Source organism: Alkalicoccobacillus porphyridii (genome assembly GCF_007293315.1).
GTDB lineage: Bacteria > Bacillota > Bacilli > Bacillales > Bacillaceae_D > Alkalicoccobacillus > Alkalicoccobacillus porphyridii.
In genome coordinates, this window is the sequence record NZ_VLXZ01000005.1 from 1 (window position 1) to 17,251 (window position 17,251).

The window sequence follows — 17,251 nt, forward strand, 5'->3', positions numbered from 1 at the left end:
AATTCCTCACTATATTTACTCATATAAAAACACCCCAAACGTTAGATTTGTCCTCTAACTTTTGGGGTGCACCACCTAATAAGTAGGGGATGCGCGGAAAAAATGAAAATGAGCGAAAAACATTGAGTGAGGCGCGGAAATATCAAGCCAGTGCGCGATAAAAACGAAAATGCGCGAAAAGCATCATGTGATGGGCGAAAAAGCGGAGTGCGTGCGCGAAAGCCAGTAAGCGCAACTAATCCACATAATAGGGATGGTTGATCAATTGTCTATTTGAAACTTATGCGGAAGAAAGAAACGAAGCTCCATCGGGACGGCACGTGGAAGAGCGACATGGAAGTGGCGCCCTCCCCCTTCAAGGGTTGACGACGTACCCATGGAGATCCCTTTAGCGCGATGCATGATTTAAATCACTTTTTCATTGGCCTCGATGAAAACGTTCAATGAGATAAATCGACGGAGTCAGGTTAGCTCTTAGCTCATTCCCTTCCCTCGGGTATGTGCCCCCATTTTTGGGAGCGACGTACTCAGATATCCTCGTTTGCACAATAAAAAAGCTGAACAATGACCGGAAAGACTCCAGCATTCTTCAGCTTTTCTAATATAGAAACTCATACTAAACTATTGGACATCCCCTCGAGGAAACTGCCTCTGTTCTAGTATTTATTGCTCCTTCGTAAGGATTGTTTTCGCTACATTTCTATCTAAACGCTCGAACTCGTCATAAGAGATCGTTTGATAGAGCTCACTGCGTTTTTGCATATGATCGAGGTGATGTTTTTGGGTCCCTGTATCTCGTATTTGAGTAAAAACGTCTTCATACGCCTTTGCTGCTACTCTCATAGAAGTCACTGGGTAGATTACCATGTGAAAACCCATTTGGCTGAACTCCTGAGCGCTATAGTATGGAGTCTTCCCAAATTCGGTCATGTTTGCAAGCAGTGGCGCGTTCACTTGCTCCGCAATGTATTTAAATTCTTCCACACCTTCTAAGGCTTCTGGAAAAATAGCATCTGCACCTGCTTCTACATATGCTTGCGATCGTTTGAGTGTTTCCTCTAGTCCTTCTACTCCCCTTGCATCCGTTCTGGCAACTAGATAAAGAGAGGGCGCTACTTGTTTTAAGGCTTGGATCTTTTGAGCCATTTCTTCTGTTGAAACAAGCTGTTTACCATCTAAATGCCCACACTTTTTAGGTAACTTTTGATCCTCCATTTGAACGGCAGCAACCTTTGCTTCTAGCATTTCTACCGCTGTTCTGGCGACGTTTAACACTCCGCCAAATCCAGTATCAATATCAACTAAAATAGGAAGATTTGTAGCACGCACAATATCACGTGCTCGATCTGCTACTTCTGTTGAAGTAATCATGCCTAGATCAGGTAGACCTCGACTAGCAGTATATGCAGCACCAGATAAATATAAGGCCTTAAATTCTGTCTCTTTTGCAATAAGACCGGACATTGGATCGTGTGCACCCGGAATCTGCAGGATCTGTTGGTCTTCTACTAACGTTTTAAATTCTTGTGCAAGCTCTTCTTGGCTGCGTGTTTGATTAACTATCCAAACCATCTCTCTCACTCCTCATTCATATTAAGGGGATACAAACAATTGCATAAGCGCTGGTACTGAGTATTTTTCTACTTCTTGTTGGCTTGAGAAGGCTTCCACGATGCGATTGCTTTGATGCTTCGTAAAGTGTACGGCAACATTACTAGCAAACTTCTTTTCTATATGAGGAATCGCTTCATCTCTTCTAAACCTGTGACCTAATGGGTACTCTTTTTCTACCCAGTTTGTTTCTGTGCCATCCTTAAAAAACACTTGGACAGCATTTGCGATCGAGCGTTTTTCTGGATCTAGATAATCTGTCGTGTAGTCTTTGTTTTCAATTACGTCCATTACGTCTCTTAACTGATCAACTCTTGGATCGTCAGCTTGCTCCTGCTCATAATCATCAGCTGTGATAGTCCCTTTAAGCAAACCAATCGCTGTGATATATTGCAGACAGTGATCACGATCAGCCGGGTTATGGAGAGGACCTTTTTTGTCAATGATTCGAATAGCCGACTCGTGTGTTCGGATCTCAATACGATCAATTTGATCCAACTTGTCCTTTACTTGATCGTGAAGCTCAATTGCACACTCAGCGGCAGTTTGCGCATGAAATTCTGCTGGGAAAGAAACCTTAAAGAGAATATTTTTCATCACATAATCATCTAAATCACGTGAGAGCACAAGCTCTGCGCCTTTAAACAACACATCCTGAAATCCCCAACCAGGCGCACTTAGTGCTGTTTGATAACCCATTTCGCCTTTTAACGCAGTCATCGCCAAGAACACACCCCTACTCGTTGCATCTCCAGCTGCCCATGACTTTCGTGAACCTGTGTTGGGAGTATGACGATATGTTCGTAAGCTCGAATTATCTATCCAAGCATGAGATACGGCATTTACTACTTCTTCCTTGGTACCCCCAAGCATAGCAGTGACTACTGCCGTCGTAGCTACTTTAACATACAATACGTGATCAAGTCCCACTCTATTTAAACTATTCTCAAGTGCTAATACCCCTTGAATTTCATGAGCTTTAATGATGTAGTTAAGCAATTCCTTCACTGGCATTGGCTCTTTTCCTTCAGCAATTCGCTGCTGACTAAGATAATCGCTTACCGCAAGGATGCCACCAAGATTATCAGAAGGATGCCCCCACTCTGCCGCAAGCCATGTATCGTTATAATCCAACCAGCGAATCATGGTACCTATGTTAAACGCCGCACGAATTGGATCTAGCACGTGCGGTGTCCCAGGCACTCTAGAGCCATAAGGCACAACCGTTCCAGGTACAACAGGACCAAGCAATTTTGTACATTCCGGGTATCTAAGAGCTAAAATCCCACAACCTAGCGTATCTGCGAGCACATAACGTGCGGTCGAATAAGCCTCCTCACTAAAAGTACGCTCAGTAAGAGCATAATCGGCAATTTGTGTGAGTAAAATATCCGATGTCTTTGTATCTTGTAAAGTTGTCATAAACTCTCCTCCAATTAATTAGATTGATTGGTAAGGTGCACCAGTGTAATGAACTCTCGGTCTGAATAATCGATTCGCCTCATGTTGCTCAATAATGTGTGCAGTGAGTCCTGCCAATCTAGAACAAAAGAAAATAGGTGTATATAACGAAATTGGAATCCCTAACATGTAATACACCGGTGCTGCATAATAATCGAGGTTTGGATACAAACCCTTCTCTCTTTCCATCAGCGCTTCGCCCGCCTCGCACATACGCAAAAAGCTGTCATTGCCCTGATGTTCACTTAGATCCATTAATGCTCGTTTCATAATTAACGCTCGTGGATCCATTTTTTTTGCATATACTCTGTGACCAAAGCCCATAATTTTCTCTTTTTGACTGAGCTTCTGTAATAGTAACGCTTCAAAGTCCTCTGGTGAATCAGCTTCAAGTAGCATATACATAACTGCTTCATTTGCTCCGCCATGTAGCTGACCTTTTAAGGAGGAAACGGCTCCCGTTAAAGCGCCATACATATCGGATAAGGTGGAAGCAATGACACGGGCTGCAAAGGTTGAGTTTGGTAACTCGTGTTCTGAATATAAAAGTAGAGAAAGATCAAAGATTCGCTCAGAAAGCTTAGATGGGACATTTTCGGTAAGTAAATAAAGAAAGTTCGCACTGTAAGATAGACTTTCGTCCGGGGTAAGTGGTGATTGACCTTGCAACAGACGATAAGAATTTGCCGTAATGATTGGCATTTGAGCCAGTAGTCGGTAGGCGCGTTCTACATTTGCTGCAGTGGAGCGATCATCTAAATTTTGATCATAACCTGCTATAACGGATAATGCTGTCCGTTGCGCATCCATGGGATGAGTGCTGGCAGGTAATTGAGCCAATAACGGCCACAAGTCTTTTTGAACCTGACGATCCTTGCCAAGCCGCTTCTTAACTTTTTCAGCTTGTGAGGCATCTGGCAGACTCCCCTCAAGCAACAAATGAATCATCGCCACATAATCAATCTCTTGTGATAACTCAATTAATTCAAAGCCTTTAATAATGATTTGTTCACGTTCCGTATCGAGGAGTGAGATGGATGTTTCTAATGCAACAACATCTTGTAATCCTGGTTTAAACAAAGGTTCGGCTGGCAATTGAATCCCTCCCAATTTGTTAAAACTCTGAAACTGTGTCAACACATTAATTAAAGCGCTTTCATTTCTCTCCTCTATCACTCTAACATAGGACTTAATTGGTCTCAAGACTCGCCTCATGAAAGAAGCGTATTCAGTATTTTCCGAATACGCTAACCTTCTATTTTTGACAAAAAAAGACCCAAGATTTTGTATGTGCGTGAGCTTGTTTTAGCTGCAAATCACCATATGTTTTCAATCTTGTAAACCCAGTGTTTGTTAAGGAATGATAGATCTCTTTATGTGTTCGAAAGCACAGCTCCATTGGCAAAGGAATCATGTCTTCCTTTGTACGTACATTCCTCACAGTTTCATGGAAGGTAAATACATTTCCCAGCCAACCTTCATAGGATGTATGAATTTCAAGACGTTCGTGGGTATAAGGATGGGTAACTACATCCGGTGTTGTATCAGCCTCCCACTCCAACCAAACCTTTGCATCTGGGTTTCGCGTATCAAAGATAAAATACCCTCCTGGCTTTAACGATTTGAATACATGTCTAAGCATCTGTTTCCAGCTTTCATCTGTTGTAAAAACTTGAGCAACATTAGCTGTCATAATCACAACATCAAAGGCGTTCTCCTTTAAATCAGAGCTATCTCCAACAATCCATTGAATCTGTGCCGCCCCTTCTTTCTGTTTTGCTACCTCTATGGCTTCCCCATTTGGGTCGATGCCTACTATCTCATAGCCATCTTCTGCAAAACGTATTGTTAGCCTTCCTGTGCCACAGCCTAAATCCGCTACACGCTTGCCTTTGGTTTGTTTAAGAAGTGTAAGGAAAAAGTTTTCATCTTGAACATTAGAATTTAATTGATCATAAATTAATGGAATCATTCTATGTATATCTCACTTTCGACGGATCACCGATATGATTGTGTCTTAGTAGGTAGACTCCCCATATAAAAGGGGAGCTTAACTTATTCATGTAACGATTCGTCCGTTCTTTTTTTACTAAGCTCAAATAGTCCTGTGGCAGATAAGCCCGCAAGTCCTCCAGCCCATAACCTCATCCCTAAATCCAAGTCCGTAAATGGATAGGAAAGGCCTCCCACAATTAGTCCAATGATAACTGCACTCAGAGGTAAAAATCGTTTAGGCACTTGTACGGTTCGTTTGACGAGCTCAACAAGGGCAAGAACCACTGGACTTATGATGCTTGCTAGTATAAGGATAATTTCCATGTACCTTCCTCCTTTTTACTAGTAGATGTAAACATGAATAAGAAGGTAACGGCGAATAGTAATCACTAACACGCTACTTGTTCGTCATTTGCTGAACAAAGCGAAGTAGTTTCATATCCTGATTTGGTCCTGCGATTAGAGAAAACCCTATCGGTCCATTATTTGTTTGAATGGGCATGGTTAATTGCGGCAATCCTGCTAAACCTGCTATCGAACTCAATTGCAGTGTTTGTGATCGCCTCTCTTCGATTTGCTCCTCCGGTAATCCTACTAAGGGGGCTGTACCTGGGACCGCTGGAATAGCTAATAGAGTCTCACTGCCCAGAAGGTCTACCATTTTTTCTTTTACCGCGCTTAGGCTGAGTAAAGCCTCGTCATACATATCTTGTGTAATCGTCTCAGCCATCTTAAATCTTTCGGCAATACCTGGTCCAAACTGAGGCTGCGTTTGCTTCACCCATTCTCCATGACAGGACCAGACTTCAAAGGCTTGAGCCACCCTAAAAGTCTCCTTCCAATTCGACAACTGTGAACCTGCTAATTGAATCGTTGTCGTAGTGTGCATGCTCGCCTTAACCTTCTCGAATGTTGGCATTAGCTGGTCTACACATTCTTGATCGGCTAATGTCCAGGCATCCTCAGGAAATAATAGGCGAGTAAATGCTGAATTAGAATTCTGGTTTGGTAAAAGGACAGCTCCTACTTTTTCCATTGTGGCTATCTCGGTTGCCATCCAGCCTATCGTGTCAAAGCTTGGTGCTAAAGGGATCACACCTTCCATCGGTACAACCCCATGAGTTGGCCGCATTCCATAGATCCCGCAATAGGCTGCTGGAATTCTTACTGAACCTCCTGTATCTGTCCCGATTGAAAACGCAACCTCTTTTGCAGCTGCCACAGATGCAGATCCACTGGATGAACCGCCCGGAATATGACCAGGCAACATTGGATTAATGGGTGTACCATAATGAGCATTTTCTCCATTTAAACTATACATTAACTCATCGGTTATGGTGGTTCCTTTTAAGATTGCCCCTTCCTTAAGTAATCGATTAATTGAGCTAGCATGTTCAACCGCTGGCTCATGAGTTCTTAACCATTCTGGATTTCCTGCACTCGAAACGTATCCTTTTAAATTGAATACGTCTTTCACCGCAAAATCCAGATCATCTAGCTTACCGCTTGACGTGGGATTTAGTCTAAATTCCTTATTTATGTAGGCATTAAGCTCACTCATACTAAGTAACTCCTTTCAGTTGGTGCATTGTTGACAATATATCTACCATAACGAATAGCTCTTTGGATATGTGGTTCCTTGTTAAAAATTCTACCAACGTTTACGTATAATATGATCTCATCCATGCACACTAACAACATCACAAATTAGGAGGCAATTACTATGGCTAAACCAGATGATCGTTCAGATAACGCAGAAAGAATCAAACAAAATATAGCTAATACTGAGCAAAAAATTCAAGAAACAGAAGACCTGATCGCAGCACACGGAAATGAAATGGATGAACATGATAAGCAGGATATCGAAGCGAAGAATGAACGTAGAGAGACAAGCATAAACGCTTTGCGCCATGAGGTTGAAGACGAGTCATAGCACCTTGATGAAAAGAGGCTGGAACATTACTACGTAGTTTTTTCCGCTTTCCACAGCCAATGCCTCAGCAATTCTCCGCCTGCTGTCCTTTAGATTTGATGCTTGCAACTATTTAAACGGACGAAAATGGAGGGTCGATACCTGCGATTGATGAGGCCGAAAAATTGATGTAAGAATGAGCTGAATGGAGCCGCTACAGGAGAACCCTAGCACCCGCTAGAACGGCCTCAGCCCCTGAAGCGGAAAACCACCACTTCGATGTCTTCAGACTCGTTCTGTTCCGCAGGAGTCTACGGGTTCACACCCGCAAACGTTCTGACTTAAACAATTGAAGAGATTTCGCAGTCTTATAAAGATAGTTTTTCAGTGGCCACGATATAAAGGTTCAATGAGATAAATCGACGGAGTCGGGTTAGCTCATTACCTTTCCGCGGTAACGTGCCCCCATTTTCGGGAGCGACAGCCGAAGAACCGACATTCAGTTACCCTCTAATTCCTCCATGTACTTATGTAAGCGAATTGCGCTGAAATACACGCTCTATACAATAGAAAAGCTGAACAATGTTCAGCTTTTCTATTAGTTATAATACTTCTATCCTATCTTTTTTTGATTAAACAAACTGCTTCGCATAAAGCTTGGCATAGGATCCATTTAAGCTCATTAGATGTTCATGTGTACCCTGCTCTGCGATCCCATCTTCAGTCAACACAAGGATTCTCTTTGCGTGTCGTATGGTAGATAAGCGATGTGCAATTACAATCGTGGTTCGACCTTTTGCCAATTGTTCAAGTGATTCCTTCACAATGCCTTCACTTTCATTATCAAGTGCACTTGTTGCCTCGTCAAAGATGAGCACGGCAGGATCCTTCAAAAACGTACGAGCAATGCTTAATCTCTGCTTCTGGCCACCAGATAATCTAACGCCCCGTTGCCCAATCTCTGAGTGATATCCGTTGGGCAAACCGCTAATAAACTCATGGGCATTAGCAAGCTTTGCTGCTTGTATCACTTCATCATTTGAGGCGTGAGGTCTACCATATCGGATATTATCCAAAATGGTACCGGCGAACAGGTAAACATCCTGTTGAACCACACCAACCTGGGAACGTAAGTGGGAAAGCTTTAGATCCTTAACATTCACTCCGTCCAAATGCACAGATCCAGCGGACACATCATAGAAACGAGGAATCAAAGAGCACAGTGTTGACTTCCCAACCCCAGATGTACCTACTAAAGCAACATATTCCCCCGGTTTGATAACCAGAGATTGATTGATTAGTACCGGCTTGAGACTCTGTTCATAATGAAATGTGACCCCTTTAAACTCAACCTCCCCACGAATGTGAGAAAGCTCGTAGGCATTCTCCTTTTCACTTATAGACGGCTTTATATCCATTATTTGCATAAAGCGTTGAAAACCAGTTAACCCTTCCTGCAACTGCATACTCATATGAGGCAGCTTTTGAATGGGCTCGACAAGAAAGCCAATATACAGTAAAAACGTAATGAGATCTGCCAAGTTAAAGGAACCACCCACTATTTTTGCACTACCTAGTATGATGACGGTTATGGTAATTAGGTTAACAAATACATCAACACCATTTGCAAATAAGCACTCGGCTTTATAATAACCATTACGACTTTGATAGAAGCGTTGATTATCATGCTGGAACTTCCTATTTTCAATCGACTCATTGGCAAAGGATTGCACGACTCGAATCCCAGACAAGCTATCCTCCACCTGTGCGTTAATATCACCCATTCGTTCTTTATTTTTAATTAACACACGGTTCATCGCTTTATTCGCGTACCAAGAGAAAATCGCTAAAAACGGAAGAAACGCAAAGACTGCCATTGTTACTGCAGCATTAATGTAAAATAAAATACAAAAAGCACCGATAAAGCGAATCGAATACCTTAGATAATCCTCTGGCCCGTGATGAAACAATTCAGCTAAAAGCATTAAATCGTTAGTAATTCTACTCATCAACTGACCAGTCGTTTGCTTATCGTAAAACTCAAAAGAAAGCTTCTGCATATGCTCAAATAACTCACTGCGCATATCACGTTCCATTTTTGCGCCAATTTGATGACCCTTATAATCTAGAAAATAGGTGCACACATTTTGAGTAAGAACCAAACCAAGCATAACCGCTCCAATTAAATACACTTGATTAAGCGCTGAATCTAGGTTACCTTCCAATACATCCGTTGTAATATGACGGACAAGTAGCGGAAAAAGTAAGGATAGCATCGAGATCAGTACAGCAGAAGCTAAAACCAAGAGAAACATATTACGATAAGGCTTATAATACGAGACAAACCGTTTAACTGGAAATGACATAGAAATCCCCTTTATTATGTGTTCCGACACACATATCAGGGGTTAGACGACTACATTACTGATTCGCTTCCCCCCTATATGTTTGAGTGTAATATCTAAGTGTTTTTCTCATCTGAATGTCCTCCTTTATTATAGTGAATCTATTGTAACCGATTTCATGGTTAGAGTGAATAGTCATTTGTTCACCACGCAGAGATTACTCCAGTAAGAAGTGCGAAAGCAGACATAATTAAAGTCGTTAGAAAAGCCCATTTAAACATAAATCGCTGATGATCTCCCAATTCTACTTGTGCAAGTCCAATTAATAAGAAGGTTGATGCTGTTAAAGGACTTAAAGGAAATCCAACCGTCATCTGACCTAATACAGATGCTTGAGCAACCTCTATACTTGGCACTCCATACATCTCAGCAGATTGTGCAAGAATTGGCATCACACCGAAATAATAAGCATCAGGATTAAACACTAAACTGAGTGGCATGCTGATAATGGCTATAAGCGCTGGCAAGGAACCACCAATCTGCTCAGGGATGATATTTACGAGTGCAACTGCCATCGCTTCGATCATGCCCGTTCCAGTAAGAATCCCAGTAAAAATACCTGCAGCAAAAATGATAGAAAGAACGGGAACCATTCCAGCAGCTTGCAATTGTACTTGATTCATCTGTTCCTTTGGATTAGGATAGTTAATTAACAAAGCCACAACAAAAGCAATGATAAAAACAACAGGTAAAGGTAACCACTGTAGCACTAACGTAGCTAAGGCCAATATTGTAACAAGGACATTAACTAGAAACAGCTTAGGCCGCTTCATTTGAATCTGTTCTTCCGTTTGATCTGTGGTAACATCATACTCTATTGATTGAATACCCACACGCGCTCTCTCTTTTTTCCCTAAATAGTAAGCAACAAACAAAAGCCATAAAAACCCGACAAACATAGAAGGGAGAAGAGGAATAAATATTGCTCCCGGATCAATCCCAATCGCTGTTCCTGCTCTTGCTGTTGGTCCTCCCCATGGCATAATATTCATCAATCCAGCCCCTAATCCTACGACTCCAGCTAAAACCAATCGGCTCATACCTAACCGGTCGTACAATGGCAATAACGCTGGAATGACAATCAAAAATGTAGAAGCACCAGAACCATCTAAATGAGCAATCATTGCAAAGATCAGAGTGCCGATTACAACCTTTAATGGATCACCCTTCACTATTTTTAAAATACGCGACAAGATCGGGTCAAACATTCCTGCGTTGCTCATAACACCAAAGAATAATATGGCAAATCCAAGCATGACCCCTGTAGGTGCAACAAGTTGTATTCCCTCTAGCATGTGGTCACCTAAATCTAGACCAAACCCGCCAATTAATCCGAACACGATCGGAATAAAGACTAAAGCAACAATTACTGATAGTCGTTTAGAAATAATGGAATAAAGAAATACACCAATTGTTAAAAATCCAAGTATTGCTAACATTTTAAACCTCCCAAATTAATAAAGCGCTTTCATATTTAAACAATCTATAGCTCTACTTCCATTTCAAGTAAATACCAGGATAATGACTTACCGTGCGCATCAAAATCCAGTGCTGCCCCAACACCACCAGGGCGAGTCTGATGTAATACAAAATGAAGTGCCGCTAGCTGCGGTAGTTCATACCGATCAACCTTACCTTGAGCAATATGCGCAAAATGTTGTTTTACAGTAGATTCCGTTATTTGTGATTCAATCTTTGAATACAGAGATTCATCGTATAGAAACAAGCTGACTGTTGTTAGTTCACTCTTATCCCCTGATCTAGCATGCGCAAGTTCATATAATTTTTGTTTCATCACTTCACCTCCAGATAGCTAAGCTTAGCTTTCACGAATTCACGGGGTATCAAAGTAGAATAAGCAGATATTACTTGCTTTGTGTTCACCCTTACTCCTCCTGGTCCGCCTGGTCCATTAAGCCAAAGGTTTTCAATCTCTTCTCCCACTTTCTTGGCTAGTGTCTCTAAGTTAGCTCTAGCCGCCACTCGCACCATCACCTCATATGGAGAGTGAGACATTGTTTGATCTTGACCATGTAAAGCATTTAAACCGATGAGTTCTTCTTTCATCTCATTTGCGTTAAATCCTTGATCAATTAATCTTTCTTTTACAATGGCTATCGCAAGCTTGGCCCGTTCAATCGCATGATGACCTCCATATATAATCATGCCCTCCCCAATAAATCCTTGATCGATTCCAATCGTTGCTTTAAAAGTTTTAGGTTTAAGATAACCAGAGGCTCCATTTACCGCGACGACATTTGTCTCAACTTGAGTAAATGCAACCTTAGAGAAGTCTGCAGTGACATCAGGGGTAAGGTATGCAGCAGGATCCATCACCTCATAAAGCAATTGTTCTTTACACGTTTGCACAGATACTGAGCCGCCACTATTTGGTGTTTTTCCGATTACACCTGACCCATCCTCATACACATCAACGAAAGGCAGGCCTACATTCTTCAGATCCGGAACCTCTTTTGAGGCACCATCTGCAAAATATCCTCCTGTGACTTGAGCTCCACATTCTAGTAAGTGTGCAAGCACTGTCCCTGCGCCAAGTCGCGTCCAATCGTCTAATGCCCATCCAAATTCAAAGATCATTGGTGCTAAAAAAAGCGAAGGATCTGCTACTCGCCCAGTAATAATGACATGTGGTTGACTTTGAAAAGCTGGTAGAATTTCCTGAGCTCCTAAATATGCGTCCGCAGAAACAAGTTTGCTTCCTAACTGATTTAAACGTTCGCCTGTCTCCCAAAGCTTAAGATCCAAATGCTGAACACTTGTCATGACGTCTGCTCCAGTAAGATAAGCAATGTGCAAATTGTTTAACCCTAACTCCACTGCAACATCGTACGTTACGTGTGCTGCAGCCTCGGGATTTGCTGCTCCTAAATTTGTAATAATTGTGACCCCATTCTCTCTACAAACTGGGAGAAGAGCCTTCATTCTTTCTTCAAGGAATTGTCCATACCCTTTTTTAGGATCGCGATTCTTTTGAAGCTGTGCAATTGCTGTCGTACGTTCAGCTAAACCTTCTAAAATCAAGTAATCTAACTTCCCTTTTTTCACCAATTGTACAGCCGCATCGATTCGATCACCTGCGTATCCTGCTCCTGTGCCAATCCGAATTGAATTCATACATTTCTCCTTTCTATTTTTAAAGCACGTTCATCTTTTTACTTGCAAAAACTGTGCCAACAAAAGAACCCACCTAAACACTGTGATCTCAAGCTATAGGAGTCTTAATTCTAATTTAATATAAATAAATTCTAAGAATTTAGAATTTTAACTAGCCGTTTTACATAAAAGTTGATAAGATTTTGGAAGCGCTTTAAAAGGTGGTGAATGATATTGAATGTTCTTGCAGCCATTAATTCCATCCAAGATGGCATTCTTATTATTGATGAGAAGGGCATTGTTCAAAAAATCAATCCTGAATACACAAGTATTACCGGTGTCGAGGAACACGAAATTATTGGCAAACCTTTACTTGAAGTTCGTCCAGAAGCACAGCTTATTCAAACACTTGAAGATCAAATCGTGCAGATAGGCGTTTATCGAAATGTAAATGGACGAGAGTACGTTGTAGATATGGCACCTATTCATGAAAAAGGAAAATTAATCGGTGCGGTTTCTATCTGTAAGGGGAAACAGGAGGTCATACAGCTTTCAAAAACCATTCTTAAACAAAAAGAACAGATATCATGGCTGGAGAAAAAGGTTCAGTCAAGCTATCAAGCTACTCACCATTTTGATTCAATCATTGGTTCAACAAATGGATTATCTGATGTAACGAATATGGCCAAAAAAGCAGCCCAAGCTCCCTTTCCAATTCTTATTACGGGAGAAAGCGGAACTGGTAAAGAGCTTTATGCTCAAGCTATACACCAAGCAAGCAAGAGTGCTTCACATTCCTTTGTGCCTATTAATTGTGCAGCCATACCTAAGGATCTGATAGAGAGCGAACTATTTGGTTATGAAAATGGCGCATTCACTAGTGCCAAAAAAGGAGGGAAAATAGGTTTATTTGAATTAGCAGATGGAGGAACGATTTTTTTAGATGAGATCGGGGAAATGCCTTACTTGCTTCAGAGTAAGCTATTACGTTTTCTTCAGGAGGGAACCATCAGAAAGATTGGTGGCTTAAAAGAAAAAAATATTCAAACTCGCATCATTGCTGCAACAAATCAAAGTTTACATGACCTAGTACGAAAAGGTCTATTTCGTGACGATTTATATTATCGATTATGTGTATTACAACTTCAAATTCCGCCTTTACGTGAACGTAAAGATGACATACCACTTATTGTTCATGCTTTAATCGAAAATCAAGGCAAAGAATGGGTTCATAAACACCCTGTTATACATGAGGAGGCTGTTGAATGTTTAAAGAATTACGATTGGCCTGGCAACGTACGAGAACTCAAAAATGCTTTACAATATGCTTTATGCATGATGGAAGGCTCAATAATAGAAAAGCATCATTTACCTAAACATATCTTAAATCGTGCTAAGCAGACAGAGTCTCATAGTAACAGTAACATTATTTATCCAAGTACAACTTTAAAAGCTGGGGTCGATCAAGCTGAAGAGCAAATAATTAAACAGGCTTTAGCTCAGTGTCACAATAAGCTTGATAGCAAAAAAGATGCAGCAAAGTTACTTAATATCTCTTTAGCTACGCTATATAATAAAATGAAAAAGTATCAACTGAATTAAACTGGTCTTAAGAGTTGTACATTATTCTGACGCGGATTGTTTACCGCCCTACTAACCTGATAGGCATTCATTTCACCTTGAAAAGGTGTGAGCAATGATTGAAGTTGTGAAGGATCTTCCACATTTGAATCTAACCATACTTCTCTACTTTTCTTATCAAGTATAACCGGCATTCTATCATGCAGAGTTAACATCGTCTGATTAGGGTGTGTAGTAATAATCGTACAAGAATTAATCTGCTCCTCCCCATCCGTCCAACGATCCCAAAGGCCAGCAAATGTAATGATGTCTTCATCACCAATGACTATGCGATATGGCCTTTTCTCATTGCCTGTTCGTTTCCATTCATAAAAGGAATCGGCAATAATTAAACAACGTCTTCGATAAAAAGAAGATTTAAAAGCAGGCTTTTCTGCTATGGTCTCAGCTCGTGCATTAATCAGCTTCGGCCCGATTTTTTTATCTTTCGCCCAGGAGGGAACAAGTCCCCATTTCAAAAAACCTGCTCGCGTTCCATTGGAGTTGGCTGCCACTGATAAAATATTCTGAGAAGGCGCCACATTATAGCTCGGATCAAATAAAGGAATCTGAATGCCTAGCTCCTCCATGATTTTTTCTGGTCTCGTAAATAAAGTAAATCTACCACACATCATGATCACCTCAATTATAGGATGGACAAATTAGTTAAGACGTACACAAAGTGAAGTCATCTTCAAATAAAAAATGGTAGAATGTATAAATAGATTTAATCAGTGCTTCTTGTTTTATTCAAATTGATAGTTCATTCTTATATTAAAAGAGGTGTTGGTGTGTATGCTTCCTTTCTAAATCGTTTAAAGGCTTTTATACTTGACTACATTCTTATATTTTTATATCTAGTGCTACTTGCGATCATAAATGTCTTCCTCTTCCCTTCCTTACAGAACCTCTTTTCCGGTTCACTCATCATTGCCCAACTAACAGGTTTCTTAATGGTAACTCTGCCAGTCTCAATATACTTTATAGTTAGCGATTCCAAAATAGTTGGTCAGTCCTTCGGCAAAAAGAAGATTGGCATTAGAGTTGTTGGACCAAACGGAAAACCTGCATCCGTGTTACGAAGCACGTGTCGGATTATTCTGAAATTCTTACCGTGGGAGCTGTCTCACTTCCTTGTATATCGACTTGCTTATATCGGTGATGGGGCTGTGCCTGTAGCTTATTATCTCATCGGAGGACTTATCTATTTGCTAATGTTTATATATATTGGTACAGCTATTTTCACGAAGAAGAAACAATCCTTATACGATCAATTAACCAAAACATTTGTTGTTAAAAATTGAAACCTTATGTCTTAATTTTCGTAAAAGTAATTAGGAGAGGTGATACATATGAGCGAGTTTTTCACATGTGAGAAATGTGGCAGCACAGAAGCTAAAAATGGGCAATTGAGTGGATATGCCAATTTGCACAAACCGGGTTTTAACATTACGAGTTCTAAGCTTCTTGCTACCTTCTGTGGCAGCTGCGGACATGTCGAATCCTTTAAAGTAGATCGACCTGAACGATTCTAGCTAAGAGGTGAAACAGTGTTTAAGGATAAGCCTTTATATTATACTCATTTTGTCTCATCCATTATTTACATAATTATTGGATGTTTGTTTGCAACTATCATCTATTTTTTTAATGGGAATTTCACTTCTGCATTAATTATTTTTGGAGGCATGGCTACTCTTCAGTTGATCTTTGGTTTCGTTCGACTGAAACAACATAATAACCATCAGAACTAACTACTGACATGAAAGGTGGAGAAACAATGGAACATGTGGCTTCGGTAGGATTTCCCTTTGGCTCAATCTTTGTTCAAATTTTAGGTTTTGCTATTCTACTGTTCTTTTTTTATTTTGCTTTTATTGGATTAAAAGCGATAAGGAAATATCTTAAGAGTTAAACAAGCTAAATATTGAACCCCAAAAAAAGGGTGATACTTAGAGATTAACTAGGTTCACCTTTTTTATTCCTTCCATTACAAGACTCTTTTATGCCTACTTTTTAAGTTTTTTCATACGCTATATTGTAATGATCGGCTAATGGAGTTAATTCACCAATAGCGAAGTTTACATAATAAATTTATAGACACTATTAAATTGAGGCGTTTGATTTAATATAAAAAATCAGAGATCAGCTAGAACGAAAAGTCCTGAATGAAACAAAGATAAATATGTAAAAAGAGGGCTGCCTATTTAGGTAGACCTCTTTTTATGAATTATTCATCACTTTTGAATGCTTGTATATATTCTTCTTCAGACATTGCCGTAACATCTTTTATTGTCTCTTTAACCTTTTCAGAGAATTCCCTCTCCTCAAATCTTTTACTATACTCTCTTTCATCTAGAATCTCTTTTTCAAACAGCTTCTTTTTCAACAATTCATTTTCTGCGGTTAACATAGCTATATGTTTTAACATTGGTTTGATCCAATCCATCTCATGGTCTTTTCCCATCATTTCACCTCCTTCTACCTACTTCGACAGGAACTACCATAATCCTTTAGAGTTTTCTCTTTAAATCACACCACCAAATATGTAGCGTATTGCTAGCTCGAGATCCACATGAGTCCATAAAAAAAGAAAAGGGCCCATCCAAAACGGATGGGTCCTTCCAATCAATTTTTACTCTTCCCAAACCTTTACATCACTCATAACATCGCCTTGCTTAATGCGAGTAACTAGGTCTTCGCCTTCGATCACTTGTCCGAAAACAGTGTGCACGCCATCAAGATGAGGTTGTGATTCATGTACAACGAAGAATTGGCTGCCGCCTGTGTCTTTACCAGCGTGAGCCATAGATAGGGCTCCCTTTACGTGCTTATGAGGATTGCCTTCTGTTTCACATTTGATTGTGTAGCCAGGACCGCCTGTACCGTTTCCAGCAGGATCTCCGCCTTGTGCAACGAATCCAGGGATGACACGGTGGAACGTTAATCCGTTATAGAATCCGCTATTAGCTAGTTTTTCAAAGTTTTCAACGTGTCCTGGTGCTGCTTCTGGGTAAAACTCAATAACAAGCTTTTCGCCGTTTTCAAATGCGATGTGTCCTTTTTTCATATAAATCAGCCTCATTTCTGTAAGGGTTCATTTTTTGTTTCAAGTTGCTGTAAGTTCCAGCCAGCA

At 40.6% G+C, this 17,251-nt stretch carries 19 protein-coding genes; 6 read left to right on the plus strand and 13 right to left on the minus strand.

The window, feature by feature from the left end; all coding sequences use genetic code 11:
* Nucleotides 1-663: 663 nt before the first annotated feature.
* From prpB to FN960_RS09180, 6 genes are all read right to left on the minus strand, one after another.
* On the minus strand, nt 664-1,572 hold the full coding sequence (prpB, locus tag FN960_RS09155; protein ID WP_143848419.1) for a methylisocitrate lyase: 909 nt from the start codon (nt 1,570-1,572) through the stop codon (nt 664-666).
* Nucleotides 1,573-1,593: 21 nt separating this feature from the next.
* Nucleotides 1,594-3,033 carry a bifunctional 2-methylcitrate dehydratase/aconitate hydratase gene (locus tag FN960_RS09160; RefSeq protein ID WP_143848420.1) on the minus strand — a complete coding sequence of 480 codons (1,440 nt, stop codon included), beginning with the start codon at nt 3,031-3,033 and terminating at the stop codon, nt 1,594-1,596.
* A gap of 18 nt (nt 3,034-3,051) precedes the next feature.
* Nucleotides 3,052-4,167 (minus strand): citrate synthase, encoded by a 1,116-nt coding sequence (gene mmgD, locus FN960_RS09165; RefSeq protein ID WP_260681969.1) that lies wholly within the window; start codon nt 4,165-4,167, stop codon nt 3,052-3,054.
* A gap of 160 nt (nt 4,168-4,327) precedes the next feature.
* On the minus strand, nt 4,328-5,044 hold the full coding sequence (locus tag FN960_RS09170; protein WP_143848422.1) for a class I SAM-dependent methyltransferase: 717 nt from the start codon (nt 5,042-5,044) through the stop codon (nt 4,328-4,330).
* An 83-nt stretch (nt 5,045-5,127) separates the two neighbouring features.
* Nucleotides 5,128-5,391, minus strand: coding sequence for a holin (locus FN960_RS09175; protein WP_143848423.1), 264 nt, complete (start codon nt 5,389-5,391; stop codon nt 5,128-5,130).
* A 73-nt stretch (nt 5,392-5,464) separates the two neighbouring features.
* Nucleotides 5,465-6,628, minus strand: coding sequence for an amidase (locus tag FN960_RS09180; protein WP_143848424.1), 1,164 nt, complete (start codon nt 6,626-6,628; stop codon nt 5,465-5,467).
* Nucleotides 6,629-6,790: 162 nt separating this feature from the next.
* On the opposite strand from FN960_RS09180, the gene tlp reads away from it, so the two are divergent.
* Nucleotides 6,791-7,000, plus strand: a complete 210-nt coding sequence (gene tlp / locus FN960_RS09185; RefSeq protein WP_143848425.1) for a small acid-soluble spore protein Tlp — start codon at nt 6,791-6,793, stop codon at nt 6,998-7,000.
* A 611-nt stretch (nt 7,001-7,611) separates the two neighbouring features.
* On the opposite strand, the gene FN960_RS09190 is transcribed toward tlp, so the two are convergent.
* From FN960_RS09190 to FN960_RS09205, 4 genes are all read right to left on the minus strand, one after another.
* The gene (locus FN960_RS09190; RefSeq protein WP_143848426.1) at nt 7,612-9,345 is read right to left on the minus strand and encodes an ABC transporter ATP-binding protein; all 1,734 of its coding nucleotides are present in this window, start codon (nt 9,343-9,345) and stop codon (nt 7,612-7,614) included.
* Nucleotides 9,346-9,527: 182 nt separating this feature from the next.
* The gene (locus FN960_RS09195) at nt 9,528-10,823 is read right to left on the minus strand and encodes a CitMHS family transporter (RefSeq protein WP_143848427.1); all 1,296 of its coding nucleotides are present in this window, start codon (nt 10,821-10,823) and stop codon (nt 9,528-9,530) included.
* A gap of 44 nt (nt 10,824-10,867) precedes the next feature.
* Nucleotides 10,868-11,179, minus strand: a complete 312-nt coding sequence (locus FN960_RS09200; protein ID WP_143848428.1) for an AtuA-related protein — start codon at nt 11,177-11,179, stop codon at nt 10,868-10,870.
* Entirely contained in the window at nt 11,179-12,519 is a 1,341-nt protein-coding gene (locus FN960_RS09205; protein ID WP_143848429.1) for an acyclic terpene utilization AtuA family protein, read from the minus strand. Before FN960_RS09205 ends, FN960_RS09200 begins: the two co-directional genes overlap by 1 nt.
* Before the next feature lie 207 nt (nt 12,520-12,726).
* On the opposite strand from FN960_RS09205, the gene FN960_RS09210 reads away from it, so the two are divergent.
* On the plus strand, nt 12,727-14,100 hold the full coding sequence (locus FN960_RS09210; protein ID WP_185970986.1) for a sigma-54 interaction domain-containing protein: 1,374 nt from the start codon (nt 12,727-12,729) through the stop codon (nt 14,098-14,100).
* On the opposite strand, the gene FN960_RS09215 is transcribed toward FN960_RS09210, so the two are convergent.
* On the minus strand, nt 14,097-14,753 hold the full coding sequence (locus FN960_RS09215; RefSeq protein ID WP_306461610.1) for an SOS response-associated peptidase: 657 nt from the start codon (nt 14,751-14,753) through the stop codon (nt 14,097-14,099). The genes FN960_RS09210 and FN960_RS09215 overlap by 4 nt on opposite strands.
* 156 nt (nt 14,754-14,909) lie before the next feature.
* Between FN960_RS09215 and FN960_RS09220 the strand changes: the two genes are divergently transcribed.
* From FN960_RS09220 to FN960_RS23175, 4 genes are read left to right on the plus strand one after another with little or no spacing between them, the layout of a single operon-like run.
* The gene (locus tag FN960_RS09220) at nt 14,910-15,422 is read left to right on the plus strand and encodes an RDD family protein (protein WP_143848431.1); all 513 of its coding nucleotides are present in this window, start codon (nt 14,910-14,912) and stop codon (nt 15,420-15,422) included.
* Nucleotides 15,423-15,470: 48 nt separating this feature from the next.
* A complete protein-coding gene (locus tag FN960_RS09225; protein WP_143848432.1) occupies nt 15,471-15,653 on the plus strand; it encodes a zinc ribbon domain-containing protein in 183 nt (60 codons plus the stop codon).
* A gap of 15 nt (nt 15,654-15,668) precedes the next feature.
* On the plus strand, nt 15,669-15,869 hold the full coding sequence (locus FN960_RS09230) for a hypothetical protein (protein ID WP_143848433.1): 201 nt from the start codon (nt 15,669-15,671) through the stop codon (nt 15,867-15,869).
* 26 nt (nt 15,870-15,895) lie between these two features.
* On the plus strand, nt 15,896-16,030 hold the full coding sequence (locus FN960_RS23175; RefSeq protein WP_260681970.1) for a hypothetical protein: 135 nt from the start codon (nt 15,896-15,898) through the stop codon (nt 16,028-16,030).
* A gap of 315 nt (nt 16,031-16,345) precedes the next feature.
* On the opposite strand, the gene FN960_RS09235 is transcribed toward FN960_RS23175, so the two are convergent.
* Nucleotides 16,346-16,585, minus strand: a complete 240-nt coding sequence (locus tag FN960_RS09235) for a hypothetical protein (RefSeq protein ID WP_143848434.1) — start codon at nt 16,583-16,585, stop codon at nt 16,346-16,348.
* Between the two features lie 165 nt (nt 16,586-16,750).
* Nucleotides 16,751-17,185: a peptidylprolyl isomerase gene (locus tag FN960_RS09240; RefSeq protein ID WP_143848435.1), complete on the minus strand. Its 435-nt coding sequence runs from the start codon at nt 17,183-17,185 to the stop codon at nt 16,751-16,753.
* Between the last annotated feature and the right edge of the window lie 66 nt (nt 17,186-17,251).

What these genes read in the sequence shown, in the direction of transcription:
- FN960_RS09205 (WP_143848429.1), bottom strand. Translation starts at nt 12,519, where the DNA reads ATGAATTCAATTCGGATTGGCACAGGAGCAGGATACGCAGGTGATCGA.
- FN960_RS09210 (WP_185970986.1), top strand. Translation starts at nt 12,727, where the DNA reads ATGATATTGAATGTTCTTGCAGCCATTAATTCCATCCAAGATGGCATT.
- FN960_RS09235 (WP_143848434.1), bottom strand. Translation starts at nt 16,585, where the DNA reads ATGATGGGAAAAGACCATGAGATGGATTGGATCAAACCAATGTTAAAA.
- FN960_RS09240 (WP_143848435.1), bottom strand. Translation starts at nt 17,185, where the DNA reads ATGAAAAAAGGACACATCGCATTTGAAAACGGCGAAAAGCTTGTTATT.
- FN960_RS09170 (WP_143848422.1), bottom strand. Translation starts at nt 5,044, where the DNA reads ATGATTCCATTAATTTATGATCAATTAAATTCTAATGTTCAAGATGAA.
- prpB (WP_143848419.1), bottom strand. Translation starts at nt 1,572, where the DNA reads ATGGTTTGGATAGTTAATCAAACACGCAGCCAAGAAGAGCTTGCACAA.
- FN960_RS23175 (WP_260681970.1), top strand. Translation starts at nt 15,896, where the DNA reads ATGGAACATGTGGCTTCGGTAGGATTTCCCTTTGGCTCAATCTTTGTT.
- FN960_RS09190 (WP_143848426.1), bottom strand. Translation starts at nt 9,345, where the DNA reads ATGTCATTTCCAGTTAAACGGTTTGTCTCGTATTATAAGCCTTATCGT.
- FN960_RS09195 (WP_143848427.1), bottom strand. Translation starts at nt 10,823, where the DNA reads ATGTTAGCAATACTTGGATTTTTAACAATTGGTGTATTTCTTTATTCC.
- FN960_RS09160 (WP_143848420.1), bottom strand. Translation starts at nt 3,033, where the DNA reads ATGACAACTTTACAAGATACAAAGACATCGGATATTTTACTCACACAA.
- FN960_RS09215 (WP_306461610.1), bottom strand. Translation starts at nt 14,753, where the DNA reads ATGATGTGTGGTAGATTTACTTTATTTACGAGACCAGAAAAAATCATG.
- FN960_RS09175 (WP_143848423.1), bottom strand. Translation starts at nt 5,391, where the DNA reads ATGGAAATTATCCTTATACTAGCAAGCATCATAAGTCCAGTGGTTCTT.
- FN960_RS09200 (WP_143848428.1), bottom strand. Translation starts at nt 11,179, where the DNA reads ATGAAACAAAAATTATATGAACTTGCGCATGCTAGATCAGGGGATAAG.
- tlp (WP_143848425.1), top strand. Translation starts at nt 6,791, where the DNA reads ATGGCTAAACCAGATGATCGTTCAGATAACGCAGAAAGAATCAAACAA.
- FN960_RS09180 (WP_143848424.1), bottom strand. Translation starts at nt 6,628, where the DNA reads ATGAGTGAGCTTAATGCCTACATAAATAAGGAATTTAGACTAAATCCC.
- FN960_RS09225 (WP_143848432.1), top strand. Translation starts at nt 15,471, where the DNA reads ATGAGCGAGTTTTTCACATGTGAGAAATGTGGCAGCACAGAAGCTAAA.